Genomic DNA, 20708 nt, shown 5'->3' on the forward strand with positions numbered 1-20708 from the left:
ATGTGCTACATGTCTGTTGTGCGCCGGATCTGGTAAGCACAGTTTTTAAGATGGAAGAGCTCAGAGACTCAAAGCTTTTCTTTTACAATCCGAACATATTTCCCGAAGAGGAGTTTTTCAGAAGATATAAAGCTTTTAAAGAGGTCTGTGAGAGTTTGTCAGTTGTGTGTCCCGAGCCAAGTTACTACCCAGAAGACTTTTCGAAAATTCTCGATTCTTATGTTGATGAGAAGGAAGGTGGAATTAGGTGCTCTAAGTGCATCGAGCTGAGGCTTAAGAAAACTGCGGAAATGGCCAAGTCAATTGGCGCTGAGAGTTTTAGCACTACTCTTTTAGCGAGCCCCAGGAAGTCTGTTAAGCTCATAACCCTTATCGGGGATAAGATTGCGAATGATCTAAGTATTGAGTTCATCTCTGGGAATTTCAGAGTGGACAGAGGGAAACTGAATACCTTGATCAGGGGCATTTACAGACAAGACTACTGCGGTTGTAAAGCCAGTCTGAGCGAGAAGAAGAAAGAGAGAGAGATAAGAGACACTAGGGACAGAGAGAGGCTCGAGCGAGACTTTGGCGATTTGGTCAACCTTTGGAGATTCAGAGGAGAGGTTGTTCTTCGAAGCGAAATTCCTGTAAACGATATTTCCGAGCTGAAAAAACTGATTGAAATCATAAAGCCAGCAACTCTATTTGACGATTTAGAAGACGCCGAGCTGAAGAACAAGAGATGGCTGAAGACAGGTACCTACAATTGCAGGATACTTAAGGAGAAGGATCAATGATTGCCTTAGCTAAAAGAATAAAAGAACTGGGCGAAGAGTGTGGAATGACCTTTCGTTTGGTGGACGAAAATGGGATCCCTTATGATGGGGATATTGACTTTGAAATTCCTTCATTGATTCTTGCACTATCAAGAGCGACCGGTTCAAGAAGCTCTACAGTGGTTGAAGGGGTTCAGATTACTGCTTTGCATATGGATAATCTCAAAGAAAAGTGCTACTTAATAGTAGTCGGAGAGTTTCTTGAAGACAATTCTTACAGGCTCTTGAAAACGATTGTAGAGTCTTATGAGGTAGAACTATGATTGAATTCTCTTTCAGACCTGAAAAGCCCATAGATCTGGATTCAACACTGGATTGCGGCCAAACATTTAGATGGGTTAAAGATGGGGAATGGTGGAAGGGTGTAGTCCGAGATACTGTCCTCTTCATAAAGAAAAGTCTGGGCGAGATCACGGTAAAGTCATCTTCCAATTCTCTTCTTGGAAGGGAGATTTCTACGGGTATAATACACTATCTTGGTCTTGAAGACGATCTTGACGAAATTCATTCGACTCTCAGGAGAAGGCTTAGTAAATTCGATGAGGAAGCTAGATTCATTTCGGAGAAGGCAATATCTGAGGCCAATGGTCTTCGCATACTCAGACAGGACCCATTCGAAATGGTAGTAGAATACATTCTTTCAACTAGAAATAGCATCCCGATGATTCGCTGGATGAGTGATAGCCTGTCTGCCGCGTTCCCCGAGAACAGGGTCGACTTCTGTGGAGAGACGTTTTACAAGTTCCCTACTCTAGGTCAAGCAAAGCTCATTTCGGAAGAATTGCTGACTAATCTCAAAATTGGATTCAGAGTGCCATGGCTAATGAAACTTTTCTCAAGAATTGATCAGGAGTCTTATTTTTCGCAGCTCATACCACTGACTGTTGAAGAAAAGCTGGAAGAGCTTACAAGGCATGATGGTATAGGCTACAAAGTGGGAAGTTGCGTTGTCTTATTTGCTTACGGCGAACTTAACGCATTCCCCGTTGATATTTGGATCAGCAGAGTCATGAAGGACATATATGGTATTGAAGGCTCGACAAAGAAGATCATGCAGTTTGGAATGAACTCTTTTTTTCCTTACGGTGGATACTATCAGGAAGCACTGTTTAGATATTACAGAACTCACAAGTTGGGGAGAAATCTGAATTGATCATCAACATTATTGGTGGAGGACTTGCCGGATCTGAAGCCGCACTCAGTCTCGCCGATTTTGGGCAGGAAGTTAACCTTTTTGAGATGAGACCAAATGTGAAAACCGATGTCCATCAAAGTGGTGACTTTGCAGAACTCGTTTGCAGCAATTCCTTTAAGTCTGAGTCACTGGATAACGCTTCCGGTTTGCTGAAAGAAGAGGGTTTGAGACTAGGATCCAGGCTCCTTGAAATCGCCTATCATAACAGAGTGCCAGCCGGTAAAGCCCTTGCCGTTGACCGTAAGGCGTTTTCTGAAGAGGTTTCAATGAAGTTGGAGACGCATCCACTGATAAATATCAGAAGAGAAGAGGTGTGCTCAATTGATTTCGATGGAGCGGTGAATGTTGTGTGTACCGGTCCGTTGACTTCTAACTGTTTTGAAACCTTTCTCGGTGAACTCTTCGGAGGTGCCCTGTTCTTCTTTGATGCAGTTGCACCAATAGTAGCTGCAGATTCAGTTGATCTTGAAAGAGCATTTATAGCTGACAGATACTCCGACGATGGCGACTACGTGAACTGCTCGCTTTCCAGGGAGGAGTACGAGCTTTTCTGGAATGAACTGGTGCATGCAGAAGTGTTAGAGGTCGAGAACTTCTCGGATCGCTTTCTATTTGAACGGTGCCAGCCTTTTGAAGAGATAGCTCGTAGTGGAATTGATGCCCTTCGCTTCGGACCGATGAAGCCTGTTGGACTGATTGACCCGATTACCGGGAAGGAGCCGTACGCAGTTGTACAGCTTAGAAAGGAGAACTTGTCGGGTTCGCTGTTGGGAATAGTTGGCTTTCAGACAAGACTCAAATGGCGGGAACAGAAGAGAATTCTCTCCCTAATTCCTGCTTTGAGAAATGTTGACATAATTAGGTACGGAGTAATGCACCGAAACACCTTTTTGGACTCGCCAAGGCTTCTGAATCCCGATTTGCAATCCAGGAATCACAAGGGATTGTTCTTTGCTGGGCAAATAAGTGGTCTCGAAGGTTATGTTGAAGCGATAGTCTCTGGAAGGCTCGCCGCGATCAATGCTGATCGATATGCTAGAGGTAAACAGACTGTGATTCCTCCAGTGGGAACTATGATTGGAGGATTGATAAACCACATTACGGTATCCGGTCGGAGTCCTTTGAAGCCAGTATATGCGAATTTTGGTTTACTGCCGGAAATCAGAATGAAAAACAGGAGAGAGAAGAATAGAAAAAAAGTGGTTGTTGCTCAGGAAAGAATTCAACGTTTCCTGGAGGTGATCATCTGATGATACTTAGAAGTTGCCCTGTCTTTTCACCGAGGCCCTGGGGTGACCGGAAGCTAAATAGAATATACGGAGTTGATTCGGAGGAGCCAATTGGAGAAGTATGGCTTCTTTCAGATATTGAAGGAATGAGAACATGGCTTGAATCGGGATCAACAAGACTATCACCAAACGAAGTTATAGACAAGTTATCGGGAAGATCTTTGCCTAGATTCCCAATCATGGTGAAACACATCTGCGCCAGCGAATGGCTCTCAGTTCAAGTTCATCCTGATGACAAGTTTGCCCGTCTCTATGAAGGAGAGCCCTGGGGAAAGAGTGAATGCTGGTATTTCTTAAACGAAGGGCAGGTTCTTGCTGGAATGAAGAATAAAACCAAACCCGTTGACAGCGTAAGGGAAGACGATCTTAATCACATCCTTCTGAAGCGTGGAGATCTTCTTGCATTGCCTGCAGGAATTGTTCATGCGATAGGTCCGGGTTCGGAGTTAATAGAGATCCAGCAGAACAGCGATGTTACTTACAGACTTTACGATTGGGACAGAGGGAGGGAGCTCCATATAGAAAAGGCTTCGAAGGCTGTGAACCCCTCACTGATGCCTGGTCACTACGAGAGTGTCAAGAGATTTGACTGGGAGTATTTCTCGGTCAGGGAGACCAGTCGTTTTTCTGGTACTGGGGTTTGCGTAACGATTGAAGAGAAACCAAGTCTTTATCTAGTAATTGACGACGTTATGGAATCAGCTAAACCATTTCTCGCAATCACTCTTGGCGAATTTTGGAGTGAGATTCCATGAAGTCAGCATTTGCCGTCGCGATCTTTCTAGTGTCTGTATCTTTGATTTTTGCGCTTGACAATGCCGAGCTCCTTCTGTCCAAAGAGTATCTGATTGAACTACAGTCGCTGGAGACTCAAAGTGTCGAAACGAAAGCCATTCTAGCAATCGCGGTTGGTCTGAAATACAGGGAGACAATTCAGCCCAACTACAAGGTCTGGTTCTCAAACCTCTACGAGGAACTGAAGGATAAAGCCCTTCCATCTGAGATTGAGGAAGGGATTAAGATTGTCAATGAACTGGTTTCCGTATCTACAGTGTCGGCTTTGAATATGCTCTATTCTACTCAAAACAGCGATAATCTGATAAAGGCGATTTCTTTGAGGGCTTTCTTCTATGACTGGGTGGATACGAGAGATCCAAGATCATCAGAAGAGATTGTAAAAACTGCGTATGAGTTGATTGAGTTATTACCTAATCAGTATTTCCCCTATAAAGCTCTTCTGGAAGTATACTCAAGTGGCAGTTCGATTGATAAAGATAGGCTTATGGAGATAAGAGAAAGAATATTCTCCGAAGGTCTTCAAGACTTGCTCGGAGATGATCTAATTGAAAGTGAGTTCGTTTCGGGGCTCGAAGAGCTTGTGCTAGAAGATTATTCTCGATTGGGTACAGATGAACCTGTTTCGATGTATTATGCGGCTATGGCTTACATGAAAATGGGTGAATCCTCTGAAGCTCTGGAAATCCTAAATTCCATAGACTTGCACCGAATCCCACCCAGGTTCGCCTCAGATACCTCAATGGTCGTTGGAAATTATTACCTTGGAAACGGTGATTTTGAAGAGGCGGTAAAGAACTATCAAGATTCTTTGAGATTTTGGCCGGAGAACTCAATGGCAGTCAGGAATCTTGGAATGGCATACTATCTGATGAAAGATCGAGACTACTATGATCTCGCTAGGTTCTATCTGCAGCTGAGCGGATACGAGAGTTTTGACGATGAAGTGAGTTCGGCATTGAAGGAGCTAAGAAGAAGAGCGATTTTCGAGCTTGCGCTTGTTACAATAGTTCCGCTTGCCGCGATAGTTGTTGTTGGGCTCTTTCTGTTAGAATACTTTAGTAAAAAGAGAAGGACTTCACAAGAAAGGAAGGCAATGAAAGAAGACGGAGGAAACAATGAAGATTGATGTTCTGGATAGAGGATTTGTAGAGCTGGTAGATAAGATGGGTGATGACTATTCTGCAGTTCAAGCTGCAAGGACAAGCTATGGCAAGGGTCTGACAAATAAGGAGAGAGATGATCGGCTTATAGATTATCTGATGAAAAACGGTCACCAATCTCCCTTTGAACACATCATTTTCAAGTTTCACTTGAAGCTTCCCATATTTGTAATGAGGCAACTGGTAAGACACAGAATTGCGTCTATTAATGAACGCAGTGGAAGATATACTGAGTTTTCCGAAGAGTGGTATATACCGGGCGTCATCAGAATACCTGACAAAGACAACAGACAAGGGTCGATTGTCTGCAAAGACAAGGAACTGAACGAAAGAGCAACATCGATTATCAGTGAAGCCTATGAAAACGCATTTGCAGCATATAAAAGGCTAATTGAAATGGGAGTAGCCAAAGAGATGGCAAGAATAGTTCTGCCGACCTCAATGTACACTGAGGCTTACTGGACAGTAAACGCCAGATCAATTATGAATTTTCTTAATCAAAGGGCCCATTCACATGCTCAAGCAGAAATTCAGGAGTATGCCATCGCCATAGCCGAAATCTTTAAAACTGGCTGTCCAGTAACTTTTGATGCTTTCATTCGGCATAGTTACACAGGAGATCTTCTCAACAGGGAGGCTCAGTGATAATGACTCTATCACGAATCATCGAGATTCTCGGATGTGAAATACTGTACTGCGGTGATGGAGACCCAGAAGTGGAGTCGGTAGGTGCTGCCGATTTGATGAGCGACGTGCTGGCTTTCGGAGGTCCCGGAATGATTTTGGTAACTGGACTCAACTCTCCACAGTGTGTCAGGACAGCTTCCGTAGTCGGTGCAACAGCCGTTGTCATAATTAGAAAGAGAAATGTGCCGGAGACAACTATAGAGTTGGCAAAAGAGCTGGATATGCCGCTAGTTCACGCGAGAATGTCAATGTATAGAGCCTGCGGAATTCTCTTCAATGAGAACTTGGGAGATTCTCTTGAGGAAGGGAAACACTTTGACTGAAAGAAATGTCGACGACCTTCTAGATAAACTAAGGGGGTTATTCGCAGATATCACGGCTAAGGACATAATGATAAAGAGTGTTGTAACACTGACCAAGGATAGAACAATGTGGCAGGCGAAAGAGCTGATGAGGATTTGCAAGATCTCCGGTATTCCCGTTACCGACGGTAACAATCAACTCGAAGGGATAGTAAGTATAGAAGACATTATTGTTGCTCTGGAGGGTAACTACATCACTGATCCGATCGAAAAACACATGACACGGAATATAGTCACTTTCTCTCCGGAGATGAAACTTGAGTCGGTAATAGAAATGTTCAACAGATATCGGTATGGCAGATTCCCGGTTGTTGATTCCGACGGAAGACTTGTAGGGATTATCTCCAAGAAGGATATAATTGGTGCTATTCTTGACAAATTTAGATTGATTTATGTTCATGACAAACGACGGAGAGAGGTCTTGGAACAGAGCGTTGACTGGTTTGACAAGTCCCTAATCACGGGAGATTATGTTGAGAAGACCAGTGCCGATTTTGTTTACCATATTGATTACACAGATATCGATACTGCGGGAGTTGGATCTGCAAAACTCAAGAGTTTTCTTAAAACTCTGACGGATGATGACACGCTAATAAGAAGAGTTTCTATTGCCTGTTACGAAGCTGAAGTCAACGTAGTTATTCACAGTGGGAGTGAAGGTTACATTTTTGCCTGGTACGATGAAAACGTAACCAAAGTGAGAGTGGAGGATTATGGAAGAGGCATAGAGAACGTGGAACAAGCAATGAAGGAAGGGTTTTCCACCGCTTCAGACCATGTCAGGGAACTGGGATTTGGGGCGGGAATGGGTCTTTCAAACATGAGAAGGTATTCCGACAAAATGGTTGTTGTATCCGAAGCCGGAAAGGGAGTCGTCTTGGAAATGCATTTCTATCGGAATGGGAGGAAATAAAATGAAACTGAACGATCTGATTGAGAAATGTGGAATGAGAGTAATTACTAGCCTGCCTCTAGACATTGAAATTTCCGATGCATATATTGGTGATTTACTTAGCGATGTGATGGGCAATGCCCCCTCAAATTCAATCTGGTTGACCGTTCAGTCTCATGTAAATATACTTGCAGTGGCCTCCATAGTTGGAGTGCGAGCGATCGTGTTGTGCAACGGTCTTCACTTCGAGGAATCAACTGTAAGAAAGGCAGAAGAAACTGGTATTGTCCTTCTTGAAAGCGATTATACTACCTTCGATACTGCGCTCAAGCTTATCAAGAGTGGGCTGAGAGGCTAGCGGGCTTTGTCGTTTCTTTGTGACTTCCATATTCACAGTTGTCTTTCCCCCTGCGCAGATATCACAATGACTCCCAATGCAATAGCTTTAACATGCGTTTCAAAGGGAATAGATTGGGTTGCAATAACCGATCACAACAGTGCGAGGAATGTCAGGGTTTTCAGTAAAGTACTAAACAGGTTTGGTGTAGTTGTCATACCTGGCATAGAAGTACACACTTTGGAAGATGTTCATATACTCGCTTATTTTCCCGAGGTTGAGATAGCTGAGGATTACTCTGAGTGGCTGAAAGAGGAAAAGTTTTCGCGATTATCGGTCGATCCAGAGATCTCAGGCTATCAGTTAATCGTTGATGAAGATGATACCTTCACTGGATTCGAAGAGATCTGGCTAGGTCAACCAGCTCTCTTGAGCATTTCGCAAACTCTGTCAACCGTAGAGGAGTATGGCGGAATCTCTGTAATGGCTCACGTTGAAAGAAAGATGGGACTTTTGACTCAGCTAGGTTTCATACCTGAGACCTGCAGGGAAGTACCGATGGAGATTTCGTTCAAGAGAACCCTTGAAAAGAAACTTCCTGTGGAGAACATCATTCATTCAAGTGATGCACACAGTTTAAGTATGATCACCCCCACCGTTTCGATTGAGTCAAAGGCAAGAAGCTTCGAGGAGTTTAGAAGCGCTCTCTATTCAAATGGAAGGTCGCTGAGAATAATATGGGATTGAGAACCATATGTGACCACATTATTGATATCGCTCAGAACGCAGTCGACTCTGGAACGGAGGAAGCTACATTGAGAATCGTCGAGAAGAGAGAAGAGAGTTTTTACTTTTCGGTTGTTGACAGGGGAAAAGGAATTTCGAGTGAATCACTTGAATCCGTTTTAGATCCCTTCTATACTGAAAAGAGAAAGAAAGTGAAATTCGGATTGGGGCTTCCTATGCTTAAGTTTGCTGCGGAGTCCACCGGAGGGGAATTTAGGATTCGTTCGGTCGAAGGATCTGGAACTGAAGTGAGTGCGAAGTTCTTGCTCTCGAGTATAGATTGTCAGCCTGTAGGAGATGTCCCTTTGACTCTATTTGCTGTTATTACATTGAGCGACCGTGTAGACTGGTCTATAGAGAGATTACTGGATGACGAGGGGTATGCATTTTCGTCGTCGCAGTTTCGAGAAGCTTTCGGGAACGACTGCTTCACTTCACCAGTCAAAATGAAGATGGTCTTGACCATTCTTCAAGAGGCAGAAATATCCCTGGGAGGTTTGTCAGATGTCCGTTAGACGATTGTTCTTGATTCTTGTGTTGGTCCTGGTCTCAGGATCTGTTTTTGCAGTTATTGTTCCTTCGAGAATTACCGTTCTTGACAACAGAGTGATCTCGGATGGAGAGGTGCTTGAGATACTTGATATTCAGCGGGGAAAAGAGATTAGCGATTCAGAACTCAGTGAGGCACTGGAAAGAGTTAGAAAGAGCGGTTACTTTTCAGATGTTTACTATAGTTTCGATGAATCTTCCGGTCTTTTGAAGATTCAGGTTGTGGAATACCCTGTTGTCGATGTTGAAGTTGTTTTTGACGGTCCAAAAATCGTTGAACCTGACGCTCTTGAATCGGTTTCAGTTATAGAGAGCGGTAAACCGGCGGATCCCTCGAAACTGATCTATGATATTCCCCTCACTCAGGAAGCTATGATGAGCAAACTCGAAGAAAACGGCTACATTGAACCTTTTGTTGAGGTAGAGTGGGAAACCGATAAAAGCAGAAAAGACGTGTTTTCTGGCAACATAAAAGATAGAGTAAAAGTCACATTTACAGTCAAAGTATCCTTTCTGTGGGAAGTATCGATTGAAGCACCCCTATCTGATGAGTCCAAGGCATTTCTGTCGAGCAAATTGCAGATTGATTGCCTGAAGAAGTATTATGACACATCATTTTTGGTTAGATGGATAAATTCTAAGAAGAAGTACGTGCCCAAGCTAGACGACATAAATATGATGGTTCAGACAGTCTACAGCACATATTATGCGAATTCCAGCGGTCAATGGGGATTTGATGACGAGACTTATCAGGCAATGATTCTTACGTTGAATAACGCGTTGAGAAACGCAAGACAGGTAACACTTCCCGAGGGAGTTAAAGAAAGCAGAGCGCTATCAATGAGCATTGCTTTTGCGCCGGTTGAATATGTAAAAGAAGAGTTCGATCTCAGAAGCGTCTTCATAGAGGGGAACGTCAATCTACAGAAAGGTGAAATCCTAAGAGAGACGGGACTCACTGAAGGTCAAAGAGTAGACAACGAGGTAGCGATGAGATCTATTCAAGCAGTTCAGGACTTATATACTGAGAGAGGGTATCCTTTTATCAGGATAGAACCAGTTATTGATGAGAAGATCGGCTTCTTCAGTATCAAGATTACGGAGCCTTTAGTAAGAGACATAACCGTTGAATTCGACGGTCCTAAGAAGACACAGGATTATTTGATAGTCGACAAGATAGTCATTCAGAAAGGCAATGTATTGTCGCTTGATGAGCTTAGAAATACATACGCTTTCTTGAACAATACCGGCTACTTTTCAAAAGTTGATATTGCCCCTGTTCCTGTTGGTGAGGATGCGCTCGACGTAAGCATTACGCTTCAGGAGACTGATAAGAATAATAAGATCGGCGGAGGAGGAGGCTGGCAGAATGGGTTGAATCTGTATCTCGATCTCGGACTTCTCAATGTTTGGGGCTACGGGCAGAACATCTCAACGACACTCAGTGTTACGCTTCCCATGCCGAACAATAAGGAAGTTATCGTGACTGACGGAGCTACAGAGACTACGACAAGAAGGCCAGCCTTTGATGCAACTATAGGCTATTCTATCCCAAAGGTAGGAGGAACAAAACTTGATCTCGATACGGCATTCAAGTTTAAATTCTCAGGATTCACGACAACAAATGATTCGACTGACACTATAGTCACGAAATCCTCCCAGGAAACGGAGTTCTTGTTCTCTTTGACTCCCATTTATAATGTTTCCCCTGGGCAGAAAGTCGGTTTTACCGCCGGTTACGAGTACATAATGTCTGAAAGCCAGGTCTCAACGGAAACTAAAACTGCTACGGAAGTCGACACGGGTAGTCTCTCAGAAAATTTTGATGGTATCTTCACTGGATTGAGCTATGAGCTGTCTACCCGAGACGATCTTTACAGGCCTACTATGGGAAGTGAGTACCTTGCCGGACTGACGGTCAGAGGTTTATTTGGAAAGGATAACGAGCCATTTATTTCGGGTTATGCGGAGTACAGAAACTTCATGTCGATAGGGGACCCGGTACTTGGTTTCAGAGTGAGAACTCAGCAGTTATTCCCGCTTTCACCAAACGGTGTTTTCAGAAGTTATTTGTTGACTCCGGACACATTTGTTCGAGTCAGAGGTTCGCAAATTATAGGCCAGAACGCGTACGGAGTTACCGTAGGTTCTGCGCAGTTAAGGTATCCCCTAACACCTGAGGCCTCTTCAATACCCTTAGATATTGTGGGATTTGGAGACTTGCTTTTCTATAGAAAGACACCAGGCGGAGACTTAATAGGAGGGAATTTCCTTGCTGACTTTGGTCTGTGCATAGACATATCGATACCGATGATAGGTTTGGTCCGACTTGGCTACGGTTACAACACTTTTCTTGCTGAGCAAAACTCTGGAGCAGGGAAACCGTATTATGGAACGCCGTTCTTTGGTTTTGGAGCAGCATTTTGATTAAATAAAGAAAGCGCGGCCTGGCCGCGCTTTCTTTAGATTTTCATCTGATTGACGTAAGGAAGTTCAAAACGGAGGCAGAATTTGCTTTGGGATTATATCCGCCTTCTTGAACTATAAGCTTCTGAACTTCTATTTCCCCGATCAACTTTCCCATCATTGAATAATCCTCGCTGCTGAGATTGAAATGGCCTATGTCATCATCTTTGTGACCGTCTGTACCCAGGGAGATGATCATGAGATCAGGAGAAAAGTCTTCGATCTCTTGCAGAGCCTTCGACAGAGTTCTCATGTACTCTGGGCCTTCTATACCTCCGGCAAGAGGAAAATTCATGTTAAATCCCTCTCCTGAGTCAGAACCTATCTCCCAGGAGTTCCCGCTAATCCAGGGATAGAAATTCTTAGGATCACCATGTATAGAGACATAGAAAACAGTATCATCGTAGTAGAAGATTTCTTGAGTACCGTTCCCATGGTGAAAGTCTAAATCGAGAATTGCAACATAACCCCTGGTGTGTTTCTGGTAGTACTTGGCTGCTATTGCTGCGTTGTTGAAGTAGCAGTAACCTCCACCAGTCGATTTGCCTGCATGATGTCCTGGTGGCCTGCATAAGGCATAGGAAACGGGTTCACTTTCAAGAATAGAGTCAACTGCATTCAGCGCTGTTGACACTGATGCGAGAGCACTCACATAGCATCCCGAAGTGACCGGTGTACCAGTATCGAAGAGCTTATCATAGCCGAAAACCTCTGGAAAATATTCTCTGTCTCTGGAAACCGAATTACTTTTCGCCTTGAGCCATTCTACGTATTCTGGCGTATGAACCTGAAAAAGATGGGAACAGTGGTAATCTCTTGGTTCTTTTATTTGAAACCCGGCAGATTCTAGAGCGCTACGGACAGATTCGATTCTTTCTGGTCTGTCCGGGTTTTCAATCCAGTTACCGTTATCAAGCTCCTTCATCGGGAGATGGAAGAGATGCCTTCTGTCGTAGAAAACTATCAAGGCTCATTCACCCGATTCTCGAAAGTATCCGTTTCAAGTTTGTCAACTCTGGTTTGGTGCCGACCACCTTCTTCAGACGAATTAAGAAAAGCATCGACTATCCAGCCCGCCAGCTCACTTCCGATCAGCCGTCCTCCAAGCACTAGAACGTTTGCATGATTATGTCTCCTGGAAAGAGCCGCCATCTCGGGGAAAAGGCAGAGAGCAGCACGAATGCCTCTGTGCTTGTTGGCCGCTATGGACATTCCAATTCCAGTTCCGCAAAGCAGAATACCATAATCGGCATCATTGTCAGTTACTGATTTACAAACCTTGTCTGCAAAATCAGGATAGTCTACCGAAAGACTGCCCGATTCTGGACCATGATCAATTACTGAATGGCCCTTACTCTCGACATATTGCACGAGAAAAGATTTGAGTTCATAAGCTGCGTGATCGGAACCAATTGCAATCTTCATGTTTCAACTCCTTGAAAAAGCGTTCTACTATTTATACCAACGCAGCACTCCGGAAAGTCTGCCTTGTATCTTAACTCTGTTAGCTTCAACGACAATTGGAAGCATTTCTGGATTTGAGGGAACGAGCCGGATTTTCGGCCCTTCGTTTTCGTACTTCTTCAGAGTGGCGTATTCATCATCTATCAGTGCTACCACTATTTCACCGTTGTTTGCCCACTCCTGCTTCCTTATGATAACGAAATCTCCGTTGACTATGTGAGATTCAATCATGCTGTTACCAGTTACCTTGAGCATGTAGTATTCGAATCCCCTTCTGATCATCCAAAGCGGCACGGGAATCTTCTCGTCTTCAGTTTGAACCGCTTGAATAGCTTCACCTGCCGCAACATTGCCAATAACTGGGAGCATCACAACATCTTCACCGGGTTCAAGCGACGAACCATCTGGGCTTCTCAAGACTCGAATTCCTCGAGAAACGCCGGTCCTTTCGATGTAACCCTTTTTTTCAAGAGACTCGAGATGTTTCGCCACCCCCCTTGGAGAGGATATCTCGAAATCCCTGCAGATATCCCTTATGCTTGGCGGGTAACCATAGAGCTTAATGAAGTTCTCGATGTACTCAAGAATCTTCTTTTGTTTCTCCGTCAGAGTCAATTCATGACACCCCCCTATGTTTGACTGGGATTTTTAGTCAACAACAACCGCCATCGATGCAGCAATATCGTTATCCTTCAGATCAACTATTCTGACTCCCTTTGTTACTCTGCCAGTGGGCCTTACCTGAGATACGGGGATTCTGATAGACATACCCAACTTAGTAGCAAGTATAACTTCATCGTCACTGTTAACTACTAGCGTTCCAATAACTTTCCCGATCTTCTCCAGCCCGTAAATGTTTTTTACTCCTAAACCTCCACGATTCTGACTCCTGTACTCAGATAAGCAGGTCCTTTTCCCACCACCTTTTTCGGTGGCTGTGAGTAGGAATCTCGTATCTTCGGAAGCAACGATGTTGGCGCCAACAACTTCATCGTTCTTCTTCAGCCTGATTCCCATAACTCCTGCTGCGCTTCTTCCCATGGAACGTACCTGATCCAGCGGGAATCTTATTACCATTCCGTTCTTTGTTGAGATGATTATGGTGTCATCTTCTCTAGATGTAAGCGATGCATCGATAACTCTGTCACCCTCGTTGAGGCTAATAGCCTTTATGCCGGAGATTCGTACATTCAAAAATGCTTCGAACTCAGTCTTTTTTATCTTCCCTGATCTTGTCGTGATGACAAGTTGCTTTCCTTGAACTTCTTCCTTTCTCGTCGAAAGAACGGCTTGCACGTTTTCATCTGGATCGATCTTGATGTAGTTTGCAAGAAGCTTTCCCTTAGAATCTCTAGACGAGTGATCGATGATGTGATTGCTCAACACGTAGGCCTTTCCTTTTGATGTTATTATGACCGTTTTGCTGAGTCTAGTGGTGGTAAGTATATTGACAACGAAGTCTTCGTCTCCGGTTCTTACTCCTATCACGCCCTTGCCGCCTCTACCCTGTTTTCTGTAGCTTTCGAGAGGAGTCGATTTTATGTAGCCCTTCTTCGTAACCATCAGGACTATATCCTCGTCCGGTATCACATCTTCTATATTGAAATCAGTTCCATTTCCCAAATCAATCCTTGTACGCCTAGCATCTCCGTACTTCGCTTTTATTTCATTCAATTCATCTAGAATTATCCCATAAACCTTCTCATCGCTTGCGAGAATCATTCTGTACTCGTTTATTTTTGCAACAAGGTCTTTGTACTCGTTGAGAAGCTTTTCAATTTCCATTCCTGTAAGCTTTCCCATTCTCATATCGAGAATCGCCGAGCTCTGCTCCTGGGTGACTTCCAGCGTCTCCATAAGGTTTTTGGAAGCCTCTTCGCTATTGGCAGAATTTCTTATTATATCCACAACAGTATCTATCGATCTCGTGGCCTTTGTCAATCCCTCAACGATATGTGCTCTCTTCGATGCTTGTTCTAAATCGTACTCCGTTTTCGATCTGATTACGTTGAACCTGTGGGAAAGAAATCCCTGAAGGATCTGTTTTAAGTTCATTACTCTCGGTCGCTTTTTTTCGTCTATAACCAGCATATTGACGCTAAAGGTTGTTTGTAATTGCGTGTGTTTAAAAAGCAGATTCAGAACTACATTTGGATCTGCTCCACGTTTAAGTTCAATGACCACTCTGAGCCCTTTTTGATCCGATTCATCCCTGATATTTCTGATTTGCAGATCACGATGGTTCTGAGTTGCATTCACAATCTGTTCTATAATATCCGCCTTCGATGTATTGTAGGGTATTTCACTGACAACTATTTGTGAGCTTCCTCCCGATTCCTCAATCTCTGCGATTGCCCTGACGGTTATCCTTCCCTTCCCTTCTTGATAGATTGAGGGAATGGAAGCGGCATCCATAATCATACCGCCAGTGGGGAAGTCCGGACCCTTTATGTGTCTTAGTAAATCCGATACAGAACATTCGGGATCTTTTATCAACAAACTGATAGCATCGACAATTTCCACAAGATTGTGGGGTGGAATACTGGTCATCATACCCACTGCAATCCCGGATGTGCCATTGAGAAGGAGGTTGGGAATCTTTGTAGGGAGTACGTCAGGTTCAGATAGCGATCCGTCGAAATTGGGCATCATGGGAACAGTGTTCTTATCGATATCTTGTAGTAATTCCTCGGCAAGCGTTTCCATTCTCGCCTCGGTATACCTCATTGCCGCGGGCGGATCCCTGTCTATCGAACCAAAGTTACCCTGGCCTTCAACGAGAGGATAGCGCATTGAGAAGGGTTGAGCCATTCTGACAAGCGCGTCGTATATCGCAGCATCGCCGTGTGGATGAAACTTCCCCATGACCTCACCAACTATTCGAGCGCTTTTCTTGAACCCTTGGTTATGATGAAGACCTAGCTCCGACATTCCAAATAGTATCCTGCGTTGTACAGGTTTTAGACCGTCACGCAAATCTGGAATGGCCCTTCCCACAATGACGCTCATCGAGTAGAGCATATATGAATTAATCAGTTCATCATCTATATTCTTGTGTATTATCTCTTCGGGCAAAGACTTTTTCCTCCTTGGTTGTCAAGAAACTTTTGCGCCTGGTTGCACATCCTTGTGTACCGTGAGCAGTGAAAGAGAATCACCGATCTTTGCAGCCAGGATCATGCCGTTTGATTCAATTCCCATAAGTTTTGCCGGTTGAAGATTCGCAACGATGACAACTTTAAGACCGACAAGTTCTTCAGGGTTATAGAACTGAGCAATTCCAGCTACTACCTGTCGCCTTCCTAGATCACCTAGGTCGAGTTGTAATTTTACGAGTTTTCTCGATTTTGGGACGATTTCGGCTTCAGTTACAGATGCGACCCTCAATTCGACTTTTGAGAAGTCATCAATGCTTATTAAAAGATTGTCTTTGATCTCCGGGCCCGTCTCCTTGTTTTCCATCTCAGTCACCTTCCTGTGCTTTTCGATTTCGATTCTAGGAAAAATCGGCTCTCCGTGACTAACTCTATTTCCTGCCACTATATCCGACCAGCTTACGTTTTCGAGGGTCATGGTTCCACCAAAACCTAACCTCTTTCGAATCTCTCTCGCTGTTCTAAACATTACAGGCTCAATCATTATGGAAACATTTTTCAAAGTGCAGACAAGATTGTGCAGAACCGTATCTAGTCTGCCCTTCATTTCCGGTTTTTTCCCCATTTTCCAGGGCTCAGTAAGATCGATATATTTGTTTCCGAATCTGATTAGCTCCCAAACTGATTCAAGAGCCTGGGTGAACCTCATATTATCCATTGACTCAGTGTAGGCAGAGAATGTCTTCTCCCCAAGCTCCACAAGGTCTTCGTCTATCGTTTCTGTGATGCTCCTTTCAGGAACAGCACCATCGTTGAATTTCTGAATCATGACGACAGTTCGATGCAGAAGGTTACCGAGATCATTCGCAAGATCGGCATTGATTCTGCTAATCAAGTTGGTTTCAGAGAAGTCACCGTCTCTCCCAAACTGTATGTCCCTTAGGAGGTAGTACCTCAAAGCATCGTTGCCGTAGGTTCTAACGAAGGCCACAGGACTGATTGCATTTCCGAGTGACTTTGAAATTTTCTGGCCATTCACGGTCAACCATCCATGGGCATAGATCTGTTTTGGCAGAGGAAGACCTGCAGAGAGAAGCATGGCGGGCCAAATTATCGAGTGAAAACGATTTATCTCCTTGCCGATCAGATGAACATCGGCAGGCCAGTATCTTTCGAAATGATCAATGTTATGAGGGTACCCAATAGCGCTCAAGTAGTTTATCAGCGCGTCAACCCAAACATATATGACATGTTCTGGATCATCTGGCATTGGAACGCCCCAGTCAAATGAAGTCCTGGTAATACTCAAGTCTTTCAATCCGGATTCCAAAATCCTTAGCATCTCGTTTCTTCTGAAGTCAGGTTGAACGAACTGGGGATTCTCTTTGTAAAACCTCAGAAGAATATCATTATATTTTGAAAGGCGGAAGAAGTAGTTTTCTTCGCTTACCCACTTAACTTCTCGTCCACACTCCGGGCAAGTTCTTCCTTCCTTAAGATCTTCTTCGTTCCAGAAAGTTTCGTCCGGTATGCAATACCAGCCCTCATACTTTCCCTTATATACGTCGCCATTTTCCTTTAGCTTGGAGACGAACGTCTGAACAGTCTTCATGTGGTATTCATCAGTCGTTCTTACAAAAGCGTCGTTTGTAAGCTCAAGTTCTTTCCAAAGTGCCTTGAATTTTTCAGCCATCTCATCGCAGTATTTCTGGGCTTCAACATTTCTTTCTATGGCTTCGTTAAGCACCTTCTGTCCATGTTCATCGGTTCCAGTTAGGAAAAACACATCGTATCCCGAGAGTCTCCTATATCTTGCGATAACATCTGCAACTATTGTCGAATACGCGGACCCTATATGCGGTTCGCTGTTGATGTAGTATATTGGCGTAGTGACGTAGAACTTCTCCACAGGACACCTCCAGAAATATTATATCATTTACTTAGCTAAATGTATACCAAACGAAACAATTCAAAGCGCTTCGTAAAGCGAGATAAGAGTCCTTATTCTTTCGGCTGTATCCTGAGGAATATTTGGTGACTTCTCCAGCAAGTCAGTGTTTAGAGAAACAACCTCTTCATAGATCTTTTTCAAAGATTGTTCGAAGTCTATCAATTCGCCATTGGACAGGTTGGATTTGCCCCATTGGATTGCAAACTGCAGCGTTTCTACTGGAGCCTCTGGGCCCATGTTCTCGCAGGCCCAAACATGTTTCTCGGCAACTTCAAGAATCTTTAGCTTTCTCTCTTCATTGGAATCGAGAACAGAGGGAATCGAGTTCATGTATTCAATATAAATATCCTCCCAGTCTGGGTATCTATTCCATGTGCCCGGAAGAAGCGAAATTGCCAGATCAAACCAGTATATTGCTCTATCAGCACTTTCGTATACCAGATCAATGAGTAACTGTCTGAATTCACCGCTCTCTCCAAAGGCGGAGGTCATCATGGTCTCTCTAGAACTGATGAAACTGTAGTATTTTTTTAACTCGCTGTTTATGCTAGTATACAACCTCCCAAGAATTCTAGGTGTTTGTCGTTCGCTGAAAAGTATTACTGACGATTCGTAATAATCGGCCGCGTCCAGAATCATCTGAATCTGAGTAATGAAATACAGCTGCAATCCCGAAACGTATTCGGGATTGTCAAAGACCGAAATGTTTTTCTCGAAGAAATCGCGGAAAGGAAGAGTCCGAATCGTCGTCCTGTGAACGGGGATTATTTTGGGGTTGCCCTTGAACTCCGGGATTATATCGGATGAGTATTCATCCTTGCCTGTGAGAATAGACTTCATGAGTTCCGGGTTGTCTTTGGCAGTTTCAAGTCTCAGTGTTTTTGTACCTAGCCCGGCGATGTACCATAATGGCTTTCCGAAGACCGGATAAACTCTGTTTGAGAACTTGAAATTCTCAATGGCCTTTTCATAATACTCCCCTGATCTCGCCAAGTAGAAGTTATATTGGTTAATTCGATTATCTATTTCGTCGAGTAATTTGCGCACCTCACTCTGCCGATCTTTCTCGGCCAACTCAAGAAGGTCTATTTGGCTCGCTCCAGGATACTTCGAACGAATCTCACTTCCTTTGGCGCTCATGTAGCTGGTAACGTCTTTAAGATAAGCATAATTGCCAGCGTAACTATTGATTTCATTCTTTGCTTGTTCGAGAGCCTTAATATTGAGGCTTTGAGCCTGGTTGTAGTAAGCGAGATAATACTGCTGATTAGTCTGGCCGATCCTAAAAAAGCCTTCCCCTATAAAGGCTGAGGTTTTCAGAAATATCAGGACCCCTGCAAGAACCATAATGACTACTGCAAACGGGAGTCTACTGATTTTCTTGTTTTTTAGATCTGGATTGAAGTATTTTCCAACAACAACTGATCCCAAAAAGATTGCCAGCATGAGATTTGGTTGCATGTGTAGGGGGAACTCAAAGAAACTGTGAACTGCCAGAGAGAATATTCCTGCCCCCAGCGATCCGTAAAGCAGTAAGTCCCTTCTATTGTCGATCTTAAGTAGATTCTTCAAATATCTAAAAACGAGCAATCCAACGAGAAGAACGATAAATAGAAATCCAATTAGACCCATTTCTCCCAGGCCCTGTACGTAGTCGTTGTGCGTCCTTTTGAAATTATTCCAAACTGGCATAAAGTAAGGACTATGCTGAAGAACATCTGGACTGTACAGCAAATGATAGAGTTGAAAAGTGCCAATGCCCGAGCCAAATGGAATTCTCAACTTGTTCTCACTTTCCAGCCACTGAAAAATCGAATTGTACCAAGCAGAAAACCTTTCATTCCAGGAACCCGAAGAAGTGATAGCATATTCCAGTCTTGCGGTTATGTTGATTCTTCCATCACCGGACAGTGGCGAAGGGGTGAGGTATAGATAAGAGAGTACTGCGATGATTATCAGAGCTAAGACAAAGAAAACGAGAGACACTCTGCCCAGTTTTCTGCTCTCAGAGTCTTCTAGGGCTTCCTTCTTCTTTCTCTTTTTCAGAAAGAAATAAAGAACAAGAAAAAGCAGGTTTCCGACGAATATTGCTGTTATCACCGTTCTTGTTTGTGACACGAATACGGAAGAGACCATGGGTATCAGAAAAATGAGCAAAGTAATCTTGAAAACTAGCTGGCCAAAATGTCTTTTGAGAAGAAAGCCTAGCGGTTTTCTCGATATAAGGAAGTAGAATATCATTGGAATGGTCATTCCCATATAATCAGACACGAAATTCGGGTTCCCAATCGTTGATCTTGCAGAAGCTCTTGCAAACGGCTCGCCGACCTTACCAAGAAAGATGTCCACACCTAGATAGAAGTTCAGGAGAGCGTCAAAAGCAACTACCGCAGCTCCAATTACAAAAAAGATCATTACAATTTCTAGCTTCTCGATGGTGTTCCATTTGTTCGAAATATAGACCGCTGTGAAAGAGAGAAAAACTACATAGAGAGCGATTTCTAAAGAATATCTCAGGTACTGTGGATTGTCCATAGAGACCACGATCAATGACAAAAGAGCCGCTATGCCTATTCCGAAAAATGCCAGATGAACGTCTCCAAATTCTACTGAAATCTCTTTTTTCCTTATTAACACAGAAAGAAAGATAATTGTGAATCCAATAACGTAGAAAAGATGTTTTCCAGTTGAAGGCTCATGTGTGAATCCCTTTGTGACAAACAAAGGGATGAACAGCGTTAAAAACAGATAGACAATTGTCTCGAAGTCTATAACGTGCTTCTTTACGGACATCCAAACCACCTCGTCAAAGCAAAGAGTTCAGGACTAAAAACGCAGAGAATTGCCATTATTAGTTTC

The 20708-nt window shown here is 43.6% G+C and carries 19 protein-coding genes; 13 read left to right on the forward strand and 6 right to left on the reverse strand.

What is annotated here, in order from left to right:
- The first annotated feature begins 2 nt into the window (after positions 1–2).
- From Y696_RS02865 to Y696_RS02925, 13 genes are read left to right on the forward strand one after another with little or no spacing between them, the layout of a single operon-like run.
- Entirely contained in the window at positions 3–779 is a 777-nt protein-coding gene (locus tag Y696_RS02865; protein WP_259459756.1) for an epoxyqueuosine reductase QueH, read from the forward strand.
- The gene (locus tag Y696_RS02870) at positions 776–1081 is read left to right on the forward strand and encodes a hypothetical protein (RefSeq protein WP_006492147.1); all 306 of its coding nucleotides are present in this window, start codon (positions 776–778) and stop codon (positions 1079–1081) included. The genes Y696_RS02865 and Y696_RS02870 overlap by 4 nt, the downstream gene beginning before the upstream one ends.
- On the forward strand, positions 1078–1971 hold the full coding sequence (locus tag Y696_RS02875) for a DNA-3-methyladenine glycosylase (protein ID WP_006492148.1): 894 nt from the start codon (positions 1078–1080) through the stop codon (positions 1969–1971). The genes Y696_RS02870 and Y696_RS02875 overlap by 4 nt, the downstream gene beginning before the upstream one ends.
- A complete protein-coding gene (trmFO, locus tag Y696_RS02880) occupies positions 1968–3263 on the forward strand; it encodes a methylenetetrahydrofolate--tRNA-(uracil(54)-C(5))-methyltransferase (FADH(2)-oxidizing) TrmFO (RefSeq protein ID WP_006492149.1) in 1296 nt (431 codons plus the stop codon). The genes Y696_RS02875 and trmFO overlap by 4 nt, the downstream gene beginning before the upstream one ends.
- On the forward strand, positions 3263–4057 hold the full coding sequence (locus tag Y696_RS02885; RefSeq protein WP_006492150.1) for a type I phosphomannose isomerase catalytic subunit: 795 nt from the start codon (positions 3263–3265) through the stop codon (positions 4055–4057). The genes trmFO and Y696_RS02885 overlap by 1 nt, the downstream gene beginning before the upstream one ends.
- Positions 4054–5226, forward strand: coding sequence for a hypothetical protein (locus tag Y696_RS02890; RefSeq protein WP_006492151.1), 1173 nt, complete (start codon positions 4054–4056; stop codon positions 5224–5226). Before Y696_RS02885 ends, Y696_RS02890 begins: the two co-directional genes overlap by 4 nt.
- On the forward strand, positions 5216–5905 hold the full coding sequence (thyX, locus tag Y696_RS02895; protein ID WP_006492153.1) for an FAD-dependent thymidylate synthase: 690 nt from the start codon (positions 5216–5218) through the stop codon (positions 5903–5905). Before Y696_RS02890 ends, thyX begins: the two co-directional genes overlap by 11 nt.
- 2 nt (positions 5906–5907) lie before the next feature.
- Positions 5908–6270, forward strand: a complete 363-nt coding sequence (locus Y696_RS02900) for a hypothetical protein (RefSeq protein ID WP_006492154.1) — start codon at positions 5908–5910, stop codon at positions 6268–6270.
- Entirely contained in the window at positions 6245–7222 is a 978-nt protein-coding gene (locus tag Y696_RS02905) for a CBS domain-containing protein (protein ID WP_006492155.1), read from the forward strand. The genes Y696_RS02900 and Y696_RS02905 overlap by 26 nt, the downstream gene beginning before the upstream one ends.
- A gap of 1 nt (position 7223) precedes the next feature.
- Entirely contained in the window at positions 7224–7559 is a 336-nt protein-coding gene (locus tag Y696_RS02910) for an iron-sulfur-binding hydrogenase (protein WP_039882828.1), read from the forward strand.
- Positions 7560–7565: 6 nt separating this feature from the next.
- The gene (locus tag Y696_RS02915) at positions 7566–8285 is read left to right on the forward strand and encodes a PHP domain-containing protein (RefSeq protein WP_006492157.1); all 720 of its coding nucleotides are present in this window, start codon (positions 7566–7568) and stop codon (positions 8283–8285) included.
- The gene (locus Y696_RS02920) at positions 8276–8839 is read left to right on the forward strand and encodes an ATP-binding protein (RefSeq protein ID WP_006492158.1); all 564 of its coding nucleotides are present in this window, start codon (positions 8276–8278) and stop codon (positions 8837–8839) included. Before Y696_RS02915 ends, Y696_RS02920 begins: the two co-directional genes overlap by 10 nt.
- Positions 8829–11300 carry a POTRA domain-containing protein gene (locus Y696_RS02925; RefSeq protein WP_006492159.1) on the forward strand — a complete coding sequence of 824 codons (2472 nt, stop codon included), beginning with the start codon at positions 8829–8831 and terminating at the stop codon, positions 11298–11300. Before Y696_RS02920 ends, Y696_RS02925 begins: the two co-directional genes overlap by 11 nt.
- A gap of 43 nt (positions 11301–11343) precedes the next feature.
- Here Y696_RS02925 and Y696_RS02930 read toward each other — a convergent pair whose 3' ends face one another.
- The 6 genes from Y696_RS02930 to Y696_RS02955 are packed head-to-tail and all read right to left on the reverse strand — an operon-like array spanning position 11344 to position 20642.
- Positions 11344–12306, reverse strand: coding sequence for a histone deacetylase family protein (locus Y696_RS02930; RefSeq protein ID WP_006492160.1), 963 nt, complete (start codon positions 12304–12306; stop codon positions 11344–11346).
- Positions 12303–12764: a ribose 5-phosphate isomerase B gene (gene rpiB / locus Y696_RS02935; RefSeq protein ID WP_006492162.1), complete on the reverse strand. Its 462-nt coding sequence runs from the start codon at positions 12762–12764 to the stop codon at positions 12303–12305. Before rpiB ends, Y696_RS02930 begins: the two co-directional genes overlap by 4 nt.
- 27 nt (positions 12765–12791) lie before the next feature.
- A complete protein-coding gene (lexA, locus tag Y696_RS02940; RefSeq protein WP_006492163.1) occupies positions 12792–13418 on the reverse strand; it encodes a transcriptional repressor LexA in 627 nt (208 codons plus the stop codon).
- Between the two features lie 33 nt (positions 13419–13451).
- On the reverse strand, positions 13452–15878 hold the full coding sequence (gene gyrA / locus Y696_RS02945) for a DNA gyrase subunit A (RefSeq protein ID WP_006492165.1): 2427 nt from the start codon (positions 15876–15878) through the stop codon (positions 13452–13454).
- A gap of 21 nt (positions 15879–15899) precedes the next feature.
- Positions 15900–17807: a methionine--tRNA ligase gene (gene metG / locus Y696_RS02950; RefSeq protein WP_121509753.1), complete on the reverse strand. Its 1908-nt coding sequence runs from the start codon at positions 17805–17807 to the stop codon at positions 15900–15902.
- Between the two features lie 60 nt (positions 17808–17867).
- On the reverse strand, positions 17868–20642 hold the full coding sequence (locus tag Y696_RS02955) for an O-antigen ligase (RefSeq protein ID WP_121509754.1): 2775 nt from the start codon (positions 20640–20642) through the stop codon (positions 17868–17870).
- Positions 20643–20708: the final 66 nt, after the last annotated feature.

Origin of the sequence: Mesotoga sp. H07pep.5.4 (assembly GCF_003664935.1) — a bacterium.
GTDB classification, from domain to species: Bacteria; Thermotogota; Thermotogae; order Petrotogales; family Kosmotogaceae; genus Mesotoga; species Mesotoga prima.